This window comes from Nocardioides sp. (assembly GCF_025964975.1).
GTDB lineage: Bacteria > Actinomycetota > Actinomycetes > Propionibacteriales > Nocardioidaceae > Nocardioides.
In genome coordinates, this window is record NZ_JAOPXV010000205.1 from 1 (window position 1) to 16,613 (window position 16,613).

The 16,613-nt window shown below is 68.7% G+C and carries 19 protein-coding genes; 14 read left to right on the top strand and 5 right to left on the bottom strand.

Annotated features, from left to right (window positions below; translation table 11 throughout):
* The 3 genes from JWN68_RS15980 to JWN68_RS15990 form a co-directional block, all read left to right on the top strand.
* On the top strand, nucleotides 1-521 hold a 521-nt coding region (locus JWN68_RS15980), incomplete at its 5' end, for a hypothetical protein (protein ID WP_297740691.1).
* Between the two features lie 266 nt (nucleotides 522-787).
* Nucleotides 788-991: a cold-shock protein gene (locus JWN68_RS15985; protein WP_297740693.1), complete on the top strand. Its 204-nt coding sequence runs from the start codon at nucleotides 788-790 to the stop codon at nucleotides 989-991.
* A 186-nt stretch (nucleotides 992-1,177) separates the two neighbouring features.
* Nucleotides 1,178-1,369, top strand: a complete 192-nt coding sequence (locus tag JWN68_RS15990; protein WP_297740695.1) for a hypothetical protein — start codon at nucleotides 1,178-1,180, stop codon at nucleotides 1,367-1,369.
* Nucleotides 1,370-1,409: 40 nt separating this feature from the next.
* Here the strand turns inward: JWN68_RS15990 and JWN68_RS15995 are convergent, their stop codons facing one another.
* Entirely contained in the window at nucleotides 1,410-2,483 is a 1,074-nt protein-coding gene (locus tag JWN68_RS15995; RefSeq protein ID WP_297740696.1) for a hypothetical protein, read from the bottom strand.
* 45 nt (nucleotides 2,484-2,528) lie between these two features.
* Between JWN68_RS15995 and JWN68_RS16000 the strand changes: the two genes are divergently transcribed.
* From JWN68_RS16000 to JWN68_RS16025, 6 genes are all read left to right on the top strand, one after another.
* Nucleotides 2,529-3,386 carry an NUDIX hydrolase gene (locus JWN68_RS16000; RefSeq protein ID WP_297740698.1) on the top strand — a complete coding sequence of 286 codons (858 nt, stop codon included), beginning with the start codon at nucleotides 2,529-2,531 and terminating at the stop codon, nucleotides 3,384-3,386.
* A gap of 137 nt (nucleotides 3,387-3,523) precedes the next feature.
* Complete coding sequence (locus JWN68_RS16005) at nucleotides 3,524-4,495, top strand: PstS family phosphate ABC transporter substrate-binding protein (RefSeq protein WP_297740700.1); 972 nt, start codon at nucleotides 3,524-3,526, stop codon at nucleotides 4,493-4,495.
* Nucleotides 4,496-4,528: 33 nt separating this feature from the next.
* Nucleotides 4,529-5,458 (top strand): phosphate ABC transporter permease subunit PstC, encoded by a 930-nt coding sequence (gene pstC / locus JWN68_RS16010; RefSeq protein WP_297740702.1) that lies wholly within the window; start codon nucleotides 4,529-4,531, stop codon nucleotides 5,456-5,458.
* The gene (gene pstA / locus JWN68_RS16015; RefSeq protein ID WP_297740704.1) at nucleotides 5,458-6,366 is read left to right on the top strand and encodes a phosphate ABC transporter permease PstA; all 909 of its coding nucleotides are present in this window, start codon (nucleotides 5,458-5,460) and stop codon (nucleotides 6,364-6,366) included. Before pstC ends, pstA begins: the two co-directional genes overlap by 1 nt.
* A 140-nt stretch (nucleotides 6,367-6,506) precedes the next feature.
* A complete protein-coding gene (pstB, locus tag JWN68_RS16020; RefSeq protein WP_297740726.1) occupies nucleotides 6,507-7,277 on the top strand; it encodes a phosphate ABC transporter ATP-binding protein PstB in 771 nt (256 codons plus the stop codon).
* Between the two features lie 361 nt (nucleotides 7,278-7,638).
* Nucleotides 7,639-7,923, top strand: a complete 285-nt coding sequence (locus tag JWN68_RS16025; RefSeq protein ID WP_297740706.1) for a hypothetical protein — start codon at nucleotides 7,639-7,641, stop codon at nucleotides 7,921-7,923.
* Nucleotides 7,924-8,369: 446 nt separating this feature from the next.
* Here the strand turns inward: JWN68_RS16025 and JWN68_RS16030 are convergent, their stop codons facing one another.
* The 3 genes from JWN68_RS16030 to JWN68_RS16040 all read right to left on the bottom strand — a co-directional run bounded on the left by JWN68_RS16030 (nucleotide 8,370) and on the right by JWN68_RS16040 (nucleotide 12,278).
* Nucleotides 8,370-9,365, bottom strand: coding sequence for an inorganic phosphate transporter (locus JWN68_RS16030; RefSeq protein ID WP_297740708.1), 996 nt, complete (start codon nucleotides 9,363-9,365; stop codon nucleotides 8,370-8,372).
* 6 nt (nucleotides 9,366-9,371) lie between these two features.
* Nucleotides 9,372-9,989, bottom strand: coding sequence for a DUF47 family protein (locus JWN68_RS16035; RefSeq protein WP_297740710.1), 618 nt, complete (start codon nucleotides 9,987-9,989; stop codon nucleotides 9,372-9,374).
* A gap of 99 nt (nucleotides 9,990-10,088) precedes the next feature.
* Nucleotides 10,089-12,278, bottom strand: a complete 2,190-nt coding sequence (locus JWN68_RS16040; RefSeq protein ID WP_297740712.1) for an RNA degradosome polyphosphate kinase — start codon at nucleotides 12,276-12,278, stop codon at nucleotides 10,089-10,091.
* 69 nt (nucleotides 12,279-12,347) lie between these two features.
* Between JWN68_RS16040 and JWN68_RS16045 the strand changes: the two genes are divergently transcribed.
* On the top strand, nucleotides 12,348-13,388 hold the full coding sequence (locus JWN68_RS16045) for an alpha/beta hydrolase (RefSeq protein WP_297740714.1): 1,041 nt from the start codon (nucleotides 12,348-12,350) through the stop codon (nucleotides 13,386-13,388).
* Here JWN68_RS16045 and JWN68_RS16050 read toward each other — a convergent pair.
* A complete protein-coding gene (locus JWN68_RS16050; RefSeq protein WP_297740716.1) occupies nucleotides 13,382-13,744 on the bottom strand; it encodes a DsrE family protein in 363 nt (120 codons plus the stop codon). The genes JWN68_RS16045 and JWN68_RS16050 overlap by 7 nt on opposite strands.
* A 57-nt stretch (nucleotides 13,745-13,801) precedes the next feature.
* Between JWN68_RS16050 and JWN68_RS16055 the strand changes: the two genes are divergently transcribed.
* The 4 genes from JWN68_RS16055 to mshD are packed head-to-tail and all read left to right on the top strand — an operon-like array spanning nucleotide 13,802 to nucleotide 16,458.
* Entirely contained in the window at nucleotides 13,802-14,296 is a 495-nt protein-coding gene (locus JWN68_RS16055) for an FABP family protein (protein ID WP_297740718.1), read from the top strand.
* 4 nt (nucleotides 14,297-14,300) lie between these two features.
* Nucleotides 14,301-14,726, top strand: a complete 426-nt coding sequence (locus JWN68_RS16060; RefSeq protein ID WP_297740720.1) for a transcriptional repressor — start codon at nucleotides 14,301-14,303, stop codon at nucleotides 14,724-14,726.
* Nucleotides 14,723-15,667 carry a folate-binding protein gene (locus JWN68_RS16065; protein ID WP_297740722.1) on the top strand — a complete coding sequence of 315 codons (945 nt, stop codon included), beginning with the start codon at nucleotides 14,723-14,725 and terminating at the stop codon, nucleotides 15,665-15,667. Before JWN68_RS16060 ends, JWN68_RS16065 begins: the two co-directional genes overlap by 4 nt.
* Complete coding sequence (gene mshD / locus JWN68_RS16070) at nucleotides 15,664-16,458, top strand: mycothiol synthase (protein WP_297740724.1); 795 nt, start codon at nucleotides 15,664-15,666, stop codon at nucleotides 16,456-16,458. Before JWN68_RS16065 ends, mshD begins: the two co-directional genes overlap by 4 nt.
* The last annotated feature ends 155 nt before the right edge of the window (nucleotides 16,459-16,613 follow it).

Here is a 16,613-nt window from a genome sequence, read left to right on the forward strand (position 1 = left end):
GTCCCGGGAGCGAGGTGGTCGGCGTCGACTCGGAGACCGGCGACGAGCTGTGGCGTGACGACCCCGGCTACGAGGGTGGCGTGGGCAGCATCGAGCCGGACCTCGCGTTCACCTTCCCGATGTCGGACTCCTCATCGTCCGAAGGCGGCGCGAACAGCCCTCAGGAGACCACCGTCTACGACCGGGACGGCGAAGTGGCGACGCTGCCGCTCGACCGGCACTCGTTCTTCGCCGTGGTGGCGATCGAGTTCGAGGGCGAACCCCACTTCGTGGCCACGGACGCGGGCGTGATCTACGACGAAGACTTCGAGGAGGTCGGGAGCGTCCCTCTCGGCAACGTTCAGGCGACGCTCACCGGCGTCTACGACATGGGGGACGACAGCATCAGCTACGTTCCGTACGGCGCCGAGGAGCCCCGCTGGACCGTCGACACCGAGTCGTCCGAGTGGCTGGTCAACCTCGTACCGAGCGACGGGTACTTCTTGGTCATCGAGGATGCGACCCTGTCGCTCTACCGGTGAGGGGCGGGGATCGCAGGGCCGCCGGAGCGTGATTTCGGCGGTCTCGCCCAATTGGGTGCCCCAAGAAGACCTCGATCGGACAAGTAGTTGCTAGTGTGTGTCGTGCAACAGGTGCAAGTTCCAGCAGGTACGCCAGCGGAGTTTGTGATCCAACGGCGTTTCTTCTTCGGGCCTGCCAGTCCGTGAGTCGGAGCGACGTGTCACCGCACTTGATGCGGGATCGTCGAAGTGATGATCTTTCGCCCGATAACAGGAGCAATACAGCAATGGCACAAGGCACCGTGAAGTGGTTCAACGCCGAGAAGGGTTTCGGCTTCATTGCGCAGGAGGACGGCGGCGACGACGTGTTCGTGCACTACAGCGCCATCCAGTCCAACGGCTACAAGTCGCTGGACGAGAACCAGAAGGTTGAGTTCGACGTCACCCAGGGTCCCAAGGGTCCCCAGGCGGAGAACGTTCACGCCATCTGATTTCACCCGAAGCCGGACAGCACCTGTCTCGACTTCAAGCCGAGGCCTCACCCATCTGGGTGGGGCCTCGTTGCCGTTGGGATGATCTTTTGATCCCGTCGGGCAAAATGAGGGCTGAAGGGTGTTTCAACGGCGTACAAAGGGGCAAGGTATGTCCTTGACGTCAATCGGACTGGAGGTGTGCCCATGCACGACCAGTTCGACGTGACCCTCAAGGACGACGACCTGCTCGGCGAGGTCGAGCTCACCACCACGCTCATCATCGCTGCGAGCGAGTCAGACGATCACCTCGACCAGGACGAGATCGACCGACTGCTCGGTGTCACACCCACGCCCCCGGCCGACGAGACACCGCTGCCGCGACCGCGAGAGCAGTGACCGGCGCGGGCTGCTGACGCGTCTGTCGTGCCGCCGGCCCTCAGCAGGTGGCAAAGAGCAGTGGGCCGCTGGTGAGGTCCGAGAGGACGTACTCGCCCTCGATCGGGTCCAGGCGCATGCGCACCAACCGTCCCTCAGCGGACACCGAGTCCACGCTGAACCGGTCGGCGAAGTCGCCGCCCTGTCCCGGGGCGGGACCGCTGGCCAGTGTCGCCCGCGTGTCCGCGTCGGTGCGCGCGACCTCGTCGGACTCGAAGGCCATCGTCACGCTGATGTGACCGTCTGGGTGGGCAGCCATCGCGAACTCGCTCAGTGGGTGCACCTCCCCGGCGCTGCGGACGAGCTCGACTGCCTGGGCGCGATCCCTCTCGTCGGCTGAGGCCATTGCAAGCTCCTCGCACGCGTAGGAGCCGGTGTACACAGCGGCGGTCAGGGGCGCCGTCAGGTCCGACACGACCTGTGAGACCGACGTCAGGTGGTCGGCCGCACCGGTCGCCGCGGCCACGGCGTCCTCGAGGTAGGCGAGGGTGTCCGAGGTGAGGATGACGCCCATGTCGGGCAACAGGGCGAAGAACTGCAGCTGCGGAGTGAGCTGGGGCCCGACTCGCGCCAGCACGTCTGCGCCGCCCGCCCAGATCTCCTCCTCCCCGTCGGCGCGGGTGAAGCCCAAGGACGTCAGCGTCTCGCCGATCGCGTCGAAGTCCGTCTCGTCGGGGAAGCCGAGGATCTCGACGGCCCCCTCGGGGCCCTGGGCGAACAGCTCCCAGTCGATCGTGGCGGGAGAGAACCCGAACTCCGCCTGCAGGGTGGGACTCGACTCGGCCAAGGCTGATGACGTCGACAGGTCACGGCTGAAGGCGTCGTCGAGGAGCTCCGTGACGGCGTCGACGCTGGGGCTGGTCCCGAGGTCGGCCTCGACCTCGCGGCGTACTGCGCGCCAGTCCGTCCAGGACAACCGTTCGGTGGACGCCGGGGCGAGGGAGACCGCGCGGGCCAGGTCGGTACGTGGGCCCTCGCGCCACCACCTCACTGCCACGACCGTGGCGATGACGACCGCCAGGGCGAGGCAGACGGCCAGCGCGACGACGACACCCCGGGGGAGACGACGAAGCACGGGGGGACTCCTCACGGCGCGGTTGGTGGTGTGAGACTAACGCCCATGCCAGGCCCGGACGTCCGCGCTGCTGGAGCCGTCGTGACCCGCAAGGGGGACGAGGTGCTGCTCGTGCACCGCCCCCGCTACGACGACTGGTCCTTCCCCAAGGGCAAGCTCGAGCCGGATGAGCACGCGACCACGGCCGCCGTCCGTGAGGTCGCCGAGGAGACCGGGCTCGACATCCGACTGGGACCCGCGCTCGCGCCCCAGCGCTACGACATGGGCCGGGGCCGGATGAAGCGGGTCGACTACTGGGTCGCCCGTGCCCGCGGGGACGACGACGTGTCCGGCTACGTCGCCAACGACGAGATCGACGACGTCGCCTGGGTCCCGTGGGCCGAGGCAGTGCCGCGCCTGACCTACGACTACGACCGGGACACCTTGAAGCAGGCGCGTCCTCTGCGCCGACGCACGCGGGCGCTGGTCGTGCTCCGACACGCCCACGCGCTCCCCCGACGTTCCTGGCAGCTGGACGACCGGCGTCGCCCCCTCCTCGACCACGGACAGGCCGAGGCGGAGCGACTGGTGCCGGTCCTGGCCGCGTTCGACGTCGCCGAGATCCACTCCTCCTCCAGCGTGCGCTGTGTGGCTACCGTGACGCCGTACGTCCATGTCACCGGCTGGCCGCTGCGCTCCTACGACGAACTCAGCGAGGAGGGGCATGACGCCGCGGCGATCGAGCGCCTTCTCGGGACGTTGCTCAGCAGCGGCACCAGCTCCGTAGTGTGCGCGCACCGCACAGTCATCCCCGCTGTTGCCGAGCGGCTCGCCATCACTGATCCCGGGCTCGAGCCTGCCGAGATGCTCGTGGTGCACCACCGCAAGGGGGCGGTCGTGTCGGTGGAGCGCATCAGCCCCTGAGCCCCAGCCACGGGGCACCGACGTCGATCGGCCCGTTCGAGTTCACCGTTCGTTCACCGAGGCCGACTCGACAGGTCACTTCGCGGCCCTAACTTCCTGGCTGTCAGCAACACCTAGACATATTCAGGAGCTCCGAAGTGAACCGCACTTCCCACCGCTTGGCACTCATCCCGGGTGCAGCTCTCCTCGCTCTCGCCCTCGCCGCCTGTGGCGGTGCGGAGGCCGGGAGCGACACCGGTTCAGGCGCCGACACCTCCGCCAGCGGCAGCGTCGCTGTCGACGGTTCCTCCACCGTCTACCCGATGAGCGTCGCCGCCGGGGAGCTGCTCAACGAGGAGAACCCCGACGTGGAGGTGACCGTGGGCGAGGCCGGCACCGGTGGTGGGTTCGAAGCTTTCTGCGCCGACCAGACCGACGTCTCCGACGCCTCCCGCCCGATCGAGGAGGACGAGGTCGCCGCCTGCGAGAAGGCCGGCGTCGAGTACACCGAGCTCCAGGTCGCCACCGACGCCCTCACCGTCGTGGTGCACCCGGACCTCGACGTCGACTGCCTCACCGTCGACCAGCTGGTCCAGCTGTGGGCACCGGACTCGGAGGTCGCCAACTGGAACGAGCTCGACCCGAGCTTCCCTGACGAGGAGATCTCGCTGTTCGGTCCGGGCACCGACTCCGGCACCTACGACTACATGGCGGCCGAGGTCATCGACCCCGACGCCGAGGAGCCCGCCACCCGCTCCGACTACGAGGCCTCTGAGGACGACAACGTCCTGGTCCAGGGCGTCGCGGGCACCGAGGGTGCGACCGGCTACTTCGGCTACACCTACTACGAGGAGAACTCGGACTCACTCAAGGCGCTCGGGATCGACTCCGGCAACGGCTGCGTCGAGCCCTCCGCCGACACCGCGCAGGCCGGTGAGTACACCCCGCTCGCCCGCCCGCTCTTCATCTACCTCAACAACGCGAAGTACAACGACAACGAGGCCACGAAGGCCTACGTCGACTACTACATCGAGAACCTCGAGGAGATCGCCGAGGTCGGCCAGTTCATCCCGCTGAGCGATGACCTGTACGGCGAGACCCAGTCCGCCCTCGAAGGTTTGTCGGGCTGATCTCCTGAGCGAGAAGGAAGTAGCCGCACTCACATGAGCGCAGCAACCATGAACCCGGCAGGCCCGTCGCAGACGGGCCTGCCGGCCGTTCCCCAGCTGGGGAGGAAGCGCCGTCCCGGCGAGTCGGTCATCAAGGCCGTCCTCTTCGGGTCGGCGATGATCTCGACCGCGATCACCTTCGGCATCATTGCGGCACTCATCCGACCGGTGATCGACTTCTTCGCCGAGGTGCCGTTCGGTGACTTCTTCGCGACCGAGGGTCGCTTCGCAGTGCTTCCCCTCGTGGCTGCCACCCTGATGGTCACGGTGATCGCACTGCTCGTCGCCGTGCCGCTCGGGCTCGGCGCAGCGATGTACCTCTCGGAGTACGCCTCCAAGAGGGCGCGCAAGTACCTCAAGCCCACGGTGGAGCTCCTGGCCGGGGTGCCATCGGTCGTCTACGGCTTCTTCGCGCTCACCTTCGTGACCCCTCACTTGCTGCAGGGGCTCCTCAGCATCGACGTGGGCTTCACCAACATGCTGGCCGCCGGACTGGTGCTGGGCGTGATGATCATCCCGACGATCGCCTCGCTCGCCGAGGACTCGTTCAGCGCCGTCCCGCAGGCGATGCGGCAGGGGTCCTTCGCGATGGGTGCCAACCGCATGCAGACCACGCTGCGGGTGGTCGTCCCGGCGGCGATCTCCGGGGTTGCGGCCGCCGTGGTCCTGGGCATGTCGCGCGCCATCGGCGAGACCATGATCGTGGCCCTCGCCGCGGGGGCACAGAAGCGCCTGACGGCCGACCCGCGCGAGGGAGCGCAGACCATGACCGGCTTCATGGCGCAGACCGCGGGGGGCGAGAACCCCGTCGGGTCGCTCGACTACAACAACCTCTTCGCGGTGGGCCTGCTGCTCTTCCTCCTCACCCTGACGCTGAACGTCATCAGCATCAGCATCGTCCGACGATTCAGGCAGGCCTACTGATGAGCATCGCTGCCACCACTGCTCGCGAGGTCACAGAGCGCCTCGCCACCGGCAGGAGCAAGGACCGCGGCGTGGGATCGATGGTGTTCCTGGGCCTGTTGTGGTTCTCGCTCTTCTTCGGTGTCGTCGTCCTCCTCGCGCTGATCGTGAGCACGGTGATCAAGGGTGCTCCCCGGTTCGACGGCGAGCTCCTCACCAACTACACCTCCGTGGTGCGGCCCGAGACGGCAGGCTTCCGGGCCGGCATCCTCGGCAGCCTCTGGCTGATGCTCTTCACGGCGCTCCTGGCCGTGCCGCTGGGCATCGCCGCGGCGCTCTACCTGCAGGAGTTCGCCGACTCCGACCGACCGTGGAACCGCTTCGTCGAGGTCAACCTCCAGAATCTCGCCGCCGTGCCCTCGATCGTCTACGGTCTGCTGGCCGTCGCCGTCATGGCCCTCCTCGGGTTCGACCGGACCGGGATCGTGCTCGGCGGAGCCCTCGCCCTCGCCCTCCTGATCCTCCCGGTCATCATCATCACCACGCGCGAGGCAGTACGTGCCGTGCCGCGCGAGATGAGGGATGGATCCCTCGCCCTGGGCGCGACGGTATGGCAGACGACGTGGAAGCAGACCCTGCCATCAGCCATCCCCGGCATCGCCACCGGCACCATCCTGGGGCTCTCGCGGGCGATCGGGGAGGCCGCTCCGCTCGTGGTGGTCGGCCTTGCCAGCTCGGTGACCTTCGACCCGGCGGGCATGCTCAGCCAGATCACTGCGCTCCCCATGCAGATCTACTCGCTGACATCGCAGTCGCGCGAGGAGCTTCGGCAGGCAGCCTCGGCCGCCATCATCGTCCTGCTCGTCATGGTGCTCGGCCTGAACGCCCTGGCCATCTTCATCCGCAACAAGTTCCAGCGATCCTGGTGAAAGAGACCTCCGATATGGCTACCCCACCTGCCACCGCCACGACCGGTGCCACCCCCGTGACCAACGCTCACCTCGGGTCCCTCGCCGACGTCAGCAGTGGCGCCGAGCGGCACCTTCCAGTGGTCCCCGAGTCGCCCGTGATGGAGGCGCGCGACCTCAACGTCTTCTACGGCGGCTTCCACGCCGTGCACGACGTCAACCTCCCCTACGGCCGCAACGAGATCACCGCGATGATCGGCCCCTCCGGGTGCGGCAAGTCCACCGTGCTCCGGTGCCTCAACCGCATGAACGACCTCGTCACCAGTGCGCGCGTCGAGGGCCAGGTGCTCTACCACGACCAGGACATCTACGCGAAGGGCGTCGACCCGATCGCGGTGCGTACGCACATCGGCATGGTGTTCCAGAAGCCCAACCCCTTCCCGAAGTCCATCTACGACAACATCGCCTACGGTCCCCGGGTCACTGGCATGAAGGTCGACACCATGGACGACCTGGTCGAGGAGGCACTGCGCGGCGCCGCCTTGTGGGACGAGGTCAAGGACAAGCTCAAGCAGTCGGCGTACGGACTCTCGGGCGGCCAGCAACAGCGGCTCTGCATCGCGCGCACCATCGCGACGAAGCCGGACGTCATCTTGATGGACGAGCCGTGCTCGGCGCTCGACCCGATCGCCACGGCCCGCGTCGAGGACCTGATGATGACGCTGCGGGACGACTACACGATCATCGTGGTCACGCACAACATGCAGCAGGCGGCCCGGGTCTCGGACCGGACGGCCTTCTTCACCGCCCGCCCCGACGAGACCACGGGCAACCGCACGGGGCTGTTGGTCGAGTTCGACCTCACGACGAAGATCTTCTCCAACCCCTCCGACAAGCGGACCGAGGACTACATCTCGGGACGCTTCGGCTGATGTGCCTGGCCTCCCGACATCACGGGGCTGGGAGGTCACGGCAGGAACAGGGCGCGGCGCGGTGACGCGCGGACGTCCTCGTGCACGCACCGGTCGATATCTATGGACAGGATGGTGCTGAATCGGCGGGGGACTGAGCCGCCTCGTCCATGGATATCCCCTGCACGATGCCCCTAGCCGCCACCAGCCTGTGGGTATCCGGTCTACATGACCGTTCGCGCCGTACCTGTGGACAGCTCACGCGGGACCCGCGGTTGTCGGTGATCCTCGAGCTGTGTCCTCGACGGGGTATGGCGCAGGCGCGCCCGCAGCGAGGGGAATCGGTCCCCGGGAGGGTCTGCGACCCCCTTTGGTCTGGCCCGTGCCGATCGATCCCCTCGGCATCGCCGGGCCTACTCGCGCCGAGGCGCGGGGCAAGCGCTGGCGCAAGTCCAGCTTCGGACTGTATGTCCTTGGCGACGTGGACGACACCCCGGAACAGCGCATCGTGGAGCGGGCCGCGCTGCTCCGTGGCTGGGGCGGGGTGACGGGCTGGGCCGGCCTGCGTTGGCTGGGCGGCGTCTGGTTCAACGGATTGGACGCCGATGGCTCTACCAAGCTGGCTGTGCCGCGCCGATGGCGCCGGAGATGTTCCACCACTGGGTGACGTCGGGTGGGCGTCCAGCGCCGGTGTTCAACGTGCCGGTCTTCGACCGTCACGGGCGCCACGTCGCCACCCCGGACCAGTTGGATCCCGCGAGTGGAGTATGCGGTGAGTACCTCGGCGACGTACACCTCCTGCGGGCCCAACACGCGACCGACGTGGGTCGCGAAGGCGTCGTACGCCGCTTGGGACTCGAACCCGTCACCATGGTCGCGGCCGATCGGTTCGCGCCCGACGCCTTCATCCAACGCCTTCACGACGCGTACCCTCGCGCTGCCCGGCTACCGGTGAGCGAGCGGCTGTGGACCATCGAGCAGCCGTCGTGGGTGGATCGACACGTCCACGGTGTCGCGGCGGAGGGCGCTGACACTGGCTCAGCAGCGGGTGGCCCTCAACTGGCGGCGTACGGCGGCGTGACGACCCACGGAGAGGCTACGAGGGGCGTGGCCTCAGGGCAGGAACAGGGCGGCGAACCAGTAGGTGAGGGCCGCAGCCAGGCCGGCAGCGGGGAAGGTCAGCACCCACGCGGTGAGGATCGACTTGGCGACGCCCCACCGCACGGCGGAGAGTCGCTTGGTGGCGCCCACACCCATCACCGCGGAGGTGATGGTGTGGGTGGTCGAGATCGGGGCCTCGAAGACGTACGCCGTCGTGTAGAGCACCGACGCGGCGACCGACTCGGCAGCGAAGCCGCGGGGTGGGTCGAGGTGGATGATCCGGCGACCGAGGGTCCGCATGATGCGCCATCCGCCGGACCAGGTGCCCAGGGAGATGGCGGTGGCTGCGGCGAGGATGACCCACAGCGGGAGACCGTCCGACTCGACGACGTACCCGCCCGTGAGCAGGGCCAGGAAGATCACGCCCATCGTCTTCTGCGCGTCCTGGAGACCGTGGCCCAGGGCCATGGCGCCGGCGGAGATGGTCTGGGCGATCTTGAAGCCCCGGTTGGCCCTCGACGGGTTGGCGTTGCGGAAGATCCACATGATGGCCACCATCGCGCCGAAGCCGAGGCTGAAGGCCACCAGCGGCGAGAGCAGCATCGGGATGACGACCTTCTCGACGACGACTGCCCAGTTGGCGGTCGCACCAGCGGCGAGGGCCGCTCCGACCAGGCCGCCGATCAGGGCGTGCGAGGAGGAGGAGGGAAGGCCGTAGTACCAGGTGATGAGGTTCCAGGTGATGGCGCCGATGAGACCCGCCATCACGATCACCAGACCGTGGCTACCGCTGCCCGGGTCGATGGTGTCGGAGACGGTGTGGGCGATCTTCTGCCCGAGGAAGGCGCCGACGAAGTTCATCACCGCCGCCATACCGAGTGCGACGCGCGGAGTCAGGGCGCCGGTGGAGACCGAGGTGGCGATGGCGTTGGCCGCGTCGTGGAACCCGTTGGTGTAGTCGAACACCAGGGCAACGACGACGACCGCGATGATGATCGCGAGTTCCATCGGGTGTCAGGACTCCTTGACGGCGATCTGCTCCAGGATGTTCGCGACCTTCTCGAAGGCGTCGATGGCGCTTTCGAGGGACTCCACGATGTCCTTGAGCTTGATGACCTCGATGGCCTCGTAGTCGCCGGCGAAGAGGTTGGCCAGGATCCGGCGGTAGCTGCGGTCACCGGCGTTCTCGAGCCGGTTGATCTCGATCCAGTACTCGTCCAGCGAGCTCATCGTCGCCAGGCCCGGCATGGCCTCGGCGGTGAGCTCGGCGCAGCGCTGGAGCACCTCGACCTGCTCGGAGGTCTCGGTCGGCAGGGTGGTGACGCCGTAGAGCAGGACGAGGTCGACGGCCTCGTCCATCTCGTCCATGACGTCGTCCAGGGCGGACGCGAGGGCGTAGATGTCCTCGCGGTCGAAGGGCGTCACGAAGGTGCTGTTGACCCGCTTGACGATCGCATGGGTCGTCTCGTCGGCTGCGTGCTCGGCATCACGCATGCGCGATGCGATCCCCTCGCGGTCGTTGCCGTCACCGAGCATCTCGGCGAGAAGCTGGGCGCCCACGACCAGGTGCGAGGCGGACTCGCTGAACAGGTCGTAGAAAGAGGCGTCGACGGGCCGGAACTTCAAACGCACGGCGAACTCCGAACGAGGGGGACGTGAACGATGCACATGCTAGGGGGTCGGCGCCTCCAGTCCGCAACCGAGCGGCACCCGGTCCGACCGGATGGTCCCTCAGCGGCGCCTGCGCTGCTGCTCGATCAGCCGCTCCTGCAGGTGTACATCACCCTCGTTGAGGCGCCACTCACCCGTGGTGTCGAGGGTCCAGGCGCTGGTGCTGGGCTCGAAGGCGAGGTCGAGGAGCTCCCCGATGGCCGCGACGTTGGGGCCCTCAGGCAGGCGCACGAGCACCTCGACACGACGGTCGAGGTTGCGGTGCATCACGTCCGCGGAGCCGATCCAGGCCAGCGGGGCGTCGTCGTTGACGAACCAGAACACGCGGCTGTGCTCCAGGAACCGCCCGAGGATGGACCGCACCTTGATGGTCTCGGAGAGTCCCGGGACCCCCGGACGGAGCGCACAGATGCCCCGGATGAGGAGATTGACGGGCACACCCGCCTGGGAGGCGAGGTAGAGAGCGTCGATGATCGCCTCGTCGACGATCGAGTTGGCCTTGATCCGGATCCCCGACGGCCGCCCGGCCTGGTGGTTGGCGACCTCGGCATGGATCTGGGCGATCAACCCGTCGCGGACGCTGTCGGGGGCGACCAGGAGTCCGTCGTACGTCGTGTTGCGACTGATCCCCGAGAGGTTGTTGAACAGGTGCGCGACGTCCTCGCCCACGGCCGGGTCGGCGGTGAGGAGTCCGAGGTCCTCGTAGAGGCGGGCGGTCTTGGGGTTGTAGTTGCCGGTCCCGATGTGGGTGTAGCGGCGGATGCCGTCCGGCTCGTCACGGACGACCAGCGAGAGCTTGCAGTGGGTCTTGAGTCCCACCAGGCCGTACACCACGTGACAGCCGGCATGCTCGAGCTTGCGGGCCCACCGGATGTTGGCCTGCTCGTCGAAGCGCGCCTTGATCTCGACGATCACCAGCACCTGCTTGCCGGCCTCGGCTGCATCGATGAGGGCGTCGATTATCGGGCTGTCGCCGGAGGTGCGGTAGAGGGTCTGCTTGATGGCCAGCACGTGCGGGTCGGCGGCGGCCTGCTCGAGGAAGCGCTGGACCGACGTGGCGAACGAGTCGTAGGGGTGGTGCAGCAGCACGTCGTTGCGGCGTACGGACTCGAAGACATCGACGGGCTTGGACGTCTCGACCTCGGCCAGGTGGGCGTGGGTGGAGGGCACGAAAGCGGGGTACTTCAAGTCGTCGCGCGGCAGGTCGGCGATCGAGTGCAGACCACGCAGGTCGAGCGGACCGGGAAGCCGGGACACCTCCCCCCGGTTGACGCCGAGCTCGGAGATCAGCAGGTCCAGCATCTTCTCGTCGATCGACTCCTCGACCTCTAGTCGCACAGGGGGACCGAACTTGCGTCGCAGGAGCTCCTTCTCAAGGGCCTTGAGGAGGTTCTCGGCATCGTCCTCCTCCACCTCCAGGTCCTCGTTGCGGGTGACCCGGAAGGTGTGGGCCTGCAACACCTCCATGCCCGGGAAGAGCTTCTTGAGGTGCTCGCCGATGACGTCCTCGAGCGGCACGAAGCGCTGGTTGCCGACCGACACGAACCGGCTGAAGATCGGCGGCACCTTGACCCGGGCGAAGTGCTCGGTCCTGGTCTTGGGGTGGCGCACCACCACCGCGAGGTTGAGGGAGAGGCCGGAGATGTAGGGGAACGGGTGTGCCGGGTAGACCGCGAGGGGCGTGAGCACCGGGAAGATGCGTTCCTTGAAGAGCTTCTTGCACACCTTCTGCTCGTCGCGGTCCAGCTCGGCCCAGCGGACGATCTCGATGCCTTCGTCGCGCAGCTCGGGGATCACCTGCTCGCTGAAGACGCGAGCATGGCGCTGCATGAGGTCGCGGCTGTCGGCCCACAGCTGGTCGAGCTGCTGGCGCGGGAGCAGTCCGCTCGCGGCGCGTACGGCGACGCCCGCTGCGATCCGGCGCTTGATGCCCGCCACGCGGACCATGAAGAACTCGTCCAGGTTGCTGGCGAAGATCGCCAGGAACCGCGCGCGCTCCAGCAGCGGCAACGAGTGGTCCTCGGCGAGCTCCAGCACCCGCTGGTTGAAGTGCAGCCAGGACAGCTCCCGGTCGAGGAACCGGTCCTCGAACTTCTCGACGGCGGCGATCTCCGCAGCGTCGGGGACGTAGGGGGGCTCGACGTCGAAGATGTCGCTCGGGTGCGCGAACGGCTCCGCGTGCGGACCGTCCTCCACGGACGCCCCGAGCGTGCTCGGAAGGGTGGTGCTGGCTGAGGACGCGTCGGGCATGGAGCCAGTCTGTCACCGGATGGTGAACCGGAGATGTCCGTGAGGTCGGGGGCCACTAGGTTGCTGGACGTGAGCATCGTGGATCGCCTCCAAGGCCTGACCGTCGCGGGTGCACTGGCCCTGCCCGAGCGGATGCAACGGCTGCTGGCCGGCCCTCCGGTGGAGATCGACGGCCAACGGCTGGCCACCGAGACCCAGCTCCTCCTGCGTCTGCAGCGGGTCGCCCGCGAGCCGGCGATCGAGTCCCTGCCGATCCCCGAGGGCAGGCTGGCAGTCCTCAAGCAGTCGGCCATCGTCGGCGGTCGTCAGCCCATCGGCGCCGTCCACGAGGTCATCGTCGCCGGCCTGCCGGCGAGGTTCTACGAGCCGTCCGGGGTGGGGCCGGCCAGCCCGCTGCTCGTCTTCTTCCACGGCGGTGCCTGGGTGTACGGCGACCTGGACTCCCACGACGCGGTGTGCCGGTTCCTCGCCGAGCGGGCCGGCGTCCGGGTGATCGCGGTGGACTACCGGCTCGCGCCCGAGGCGCCGTTCCCGGCGGCGTACGACGACTGCGTCAAGGCCTATGCCGACATCATCGAGCGCGCCGACGAGTGGCAGGTCGACCGGCACCGGGTGGCCGTCGGCGGGGACAGTGCCGGGGGAAACCTCGCGACGGTGGTGGCCGTCGAGGCGGCACGTCAGGGATGGCCGTGCGCCTTCCAGCTCCTCGTCTATCCCGGTACCGACATGACCGCCAGCATGCCGAGCCGCCGCACCTTCGCCGAGGGCTTCATGCTGAGTCAGACGTTCATGGACATCGGTCGCGACAACTACACGCAGGACAGGGGTCTCTGGACCGACCCCCGCGTCAGTCCGCTCTTCGCCGAGCTTCCGTCGGGACTGGCCCCGGCCTACGTCGCCACAGCCGGCTTCGACCCGTTGCGGGACGAGGGCGAGGCCTACGCCGAGCGCATGCGGGACGCAGGCTGCCGGGTCGAGCTCGTGCGATTCCCGGGAATGATCCACAGCTTCTTCAATGTGGTGGGCGTCGGTGGGACCGCTCGAGCGGCGGTCGGGGACATCGCGGACGCGCTGCGGGCCGGGTTGGCCGTGTCGAAGGCGGCTCAGTAGACGAGGGCCTGAGCGCCTACGGTCAGGATCTCCTCGGCGAAGACCGCTGCCCCGGCGATCGTGATCCCCTCGCGCAGGTCGCTCTCCGCGATGCCGCGCCGGGCCGCGCACTGGGTGCACACCGTGACGCGGCCACCGCCCAGGACGGCTTCGAGCAGGTCGGCCAGCGGGGGCGCGAGCGCGAGGTCGAACTCCTCGGCGCGCCCCGGAACGCCGAACCAGGCGGCCTCGCCGGTGAGCCACAGCGACACCTCCGCGCCGGCAGCGACGGCGGCCGCCGACACGGTGAACGCCTGGTTGCAGCGCTCCGCATCCTCCGAGCCGCACGTGACCTTGACGACGAGAGAACGAGGCATGGACCCAGCCTAGGCGTGCCGGACGGACACGCCCTTGACCCGCCTAGACTCGGCGCCATGCCGTTCGAGATCCCCGAGAACCTCCACCCCAACTGTGGCCCGCTGGCCTGGCTGCTGGGGACGTGGCGTGGCAACGGCCACGGCGACTACCCGACGATCGAGGGTTTCCAGTTCGGCCAGGAGCTCATCTTCACCCACGACGGGCGACCCTTCTTCCACTACATGTCACGCGCCTGGGTCGTGGACGAGCACGGCGAGCACGTCCGCGACGCCGCGATGGAGTCGGGGTTCCTGCGCTGTCCCGAGCCCGGCAAGGTCGAGCTCCTCCTCGCGCACAACACCGGCTTCGCCGAGGTCTGGTACGGCGCAGCGGAAGGCGGCCGGCTCGAGATGCACACCGCGGGAGTGGCCTTCACCGAGACGGCCAAGGAGGTCACCTCTGGTTCGCGCATGTACGGCAACGTCGAGGGAGACCTGATGTACGCCTACGACATGGCCGCCGCGGGCCAGGAGCTCCAGCCGCACACCTGGGCGCGACTGAAGCGGGTCTGAGGACGTGCCTGACGAGCTCGCCGACAAGCTGCGAGGCAGCGGCTACCGGCTGACGCCGCAGCGCCAGCTGATCCTCCGTGCCGTCGAGGAGCTCCACCACGCCACTCCCGACGAGGTGCTGGCACACGTCCGGGCGCAGGCCAGCGCGGTCAACGCCTCGACGGTCTACCGCACCCTGGAGGTGCTCGAGGAGCTCGGCCTCGTCCGTCACGCCCACCTGAGCGACCGGGCCCCGACCTACCACTCCACCCGTGAGCCCGAGCACATCCACCTCGTCTGCCGGAAGTGTCAGCGGGTCCGCAGTGTTGAACCCGAAGTGGCGACCGCGCTGGTCGCCACCCTGAGTCGCGAGCACGGCTTCGAGGTCGACCTCGGTCACCTCGCGGTCTTCGGTCGCTGCCTCGAGTGCCTCGAAGGAGAAACCCCATGACCTCGCCCCTGCTCCACCTCCCCGGTGCGGTGGCCGGCGACGGCATCGACGCGCCCGTCGCCGCCCACTACGGCTCGTTCAACGGCGAGCAGCGCGTGCTGGAGACGGGTGAGGGCTTCGTCGACCTCTCGCACCGCGACGTCATCCGCGTCGAGGGCCCGGACCGCCTGTCGTGGCTGCACAGCCTGACGACCCAGTTCTTCGAGGGCCTCGCACCCGGCGTCTGGACCGAGGCGCTCGTGCTCAGCCCACAGGGACACGTCGAGCACGCGTTCGCCGGTGTCGACGACGGCACCGCGTTCGTCGCGCACACGGAGCCGGGGGCCGGTCAGCCGCTGGTCGACTTCCTGGACCGGATGCGCTTCATGATGCGGGTCGAGGTCACGCTGCAGACCCCCGAGCTCGCCGTGGCATGGCGCCCGTCGAGCGGCGAGCGCCCTGCGACGTACGACCTCGTGCCACGGAGCCGTCTCGTGGCGTACGCCGAAGCCGCCGGTCCGGCCGCGGGGTCGTGGGCCTTCGAGGCGCTGCGGATCGCGCGGGGCGAGCCGAGGCTCGGGCTCGACACGGACCACCGCTCGATCCCCAACGAGCTCGGCTGGATCGGCCCGGCCGTCCACCTGGACAAGGGCTGCTACCGCGGGCAGGAGACCGTCGCCCGGGTGCACACGCTCGGTCGTCCGCCCCGGCGGCTGACGTTGCTCCACCTCGACGGGTCGGAGAACCGTCTGCCCGTGCGCGGCTCGGAGATCACCCTGGGGGAGAAGGCGATCGGCTTCGTCGGCACGTCCGCGCGTCACTATGAGCTCGGCCCGATCGGGTTGGCGCTGATCAAGCGCAACGTCCCGGTGGACGCCGCCCTGACGGTCGACGGGATGCCGGCAGCGCAGGAGGTTATCGTCGACCCCGAGGTGGGCCTGCACGTCCGGCCACGACGGTGAACCTCGACCTGGTCGAAGCGGTGGCCGCCGCTGCCGCGAGGGCTGACGGCGCTGCCCCCCTCGACGAGGCCACATGGCGCTCCCTCCGCTCCGGGGACGAGGGTTGGGCCACGGTCGTCACCCGCGAGGCGTTTGCGTTGACCCGGGGCGAGGACCTCCATCTCGTCGTCCACCCCGACCACCGCCGGCAGGGCCGCGGGGCCGGTCTCCTCGACGACGTCGAGGGTCCGGCCCAGGCCTGGTCGCACGGAGACCATCCAGCAGCAGCGACGCTCGCTGCGCGGGGCGGTTTCGAGCGGGTCCGCGACCTGTGGGTGATGCGGCGTCCCACGGCCGAGCCACTGGCACCCGTGCCGGACCTCGCGATCCGCTCCTACACCGACGCGGACGCTGCCGAGCTGCTGCGCGTCAACGCGGAGGCGTTCGCCCACCACCCGGAGCAGGGTGCGATGGACGAGCGCGACCTCGCGGCGCGCATGGCCGAGCCGTGGTTCGACCCCGCTGGGTTGTTCGTGGCGACGGAGGGGCCGAGGATGCTGGGCTTCCACTGGACCAAGCAGCACTCGCCCGACCTCGGCGAGGTCTACGTCGTCGGGATCGACCCCGCCGCCCAGGGTCGCGGGCTCGGCCGTGCGCTCACGCTGGCGGGCCTGCACCACCTGGCCGGGCTCGGCGTCTCGGAGATCCTGTTGTACGTCGAGGCCGACAACCACGCCGCCCTGTCGACGTACTCCCGGCTCGGTTTCACCCATGCAGCCGCTGACACACATGTGATGTATCGGCGCGACTAGGGGCCAAGCGGGATATCCATGGGGGAGACGGCTCCGGATCGACCGGATCGCGAGCCATGACGTCCATGGATATCCCCCGACGAGAGGGGGTGGTCAGCGCTCCGAGCGGGCCCGGTCCGGTGCGGGTTCGGACTCCTTCGCAGGCAGGACGAAGC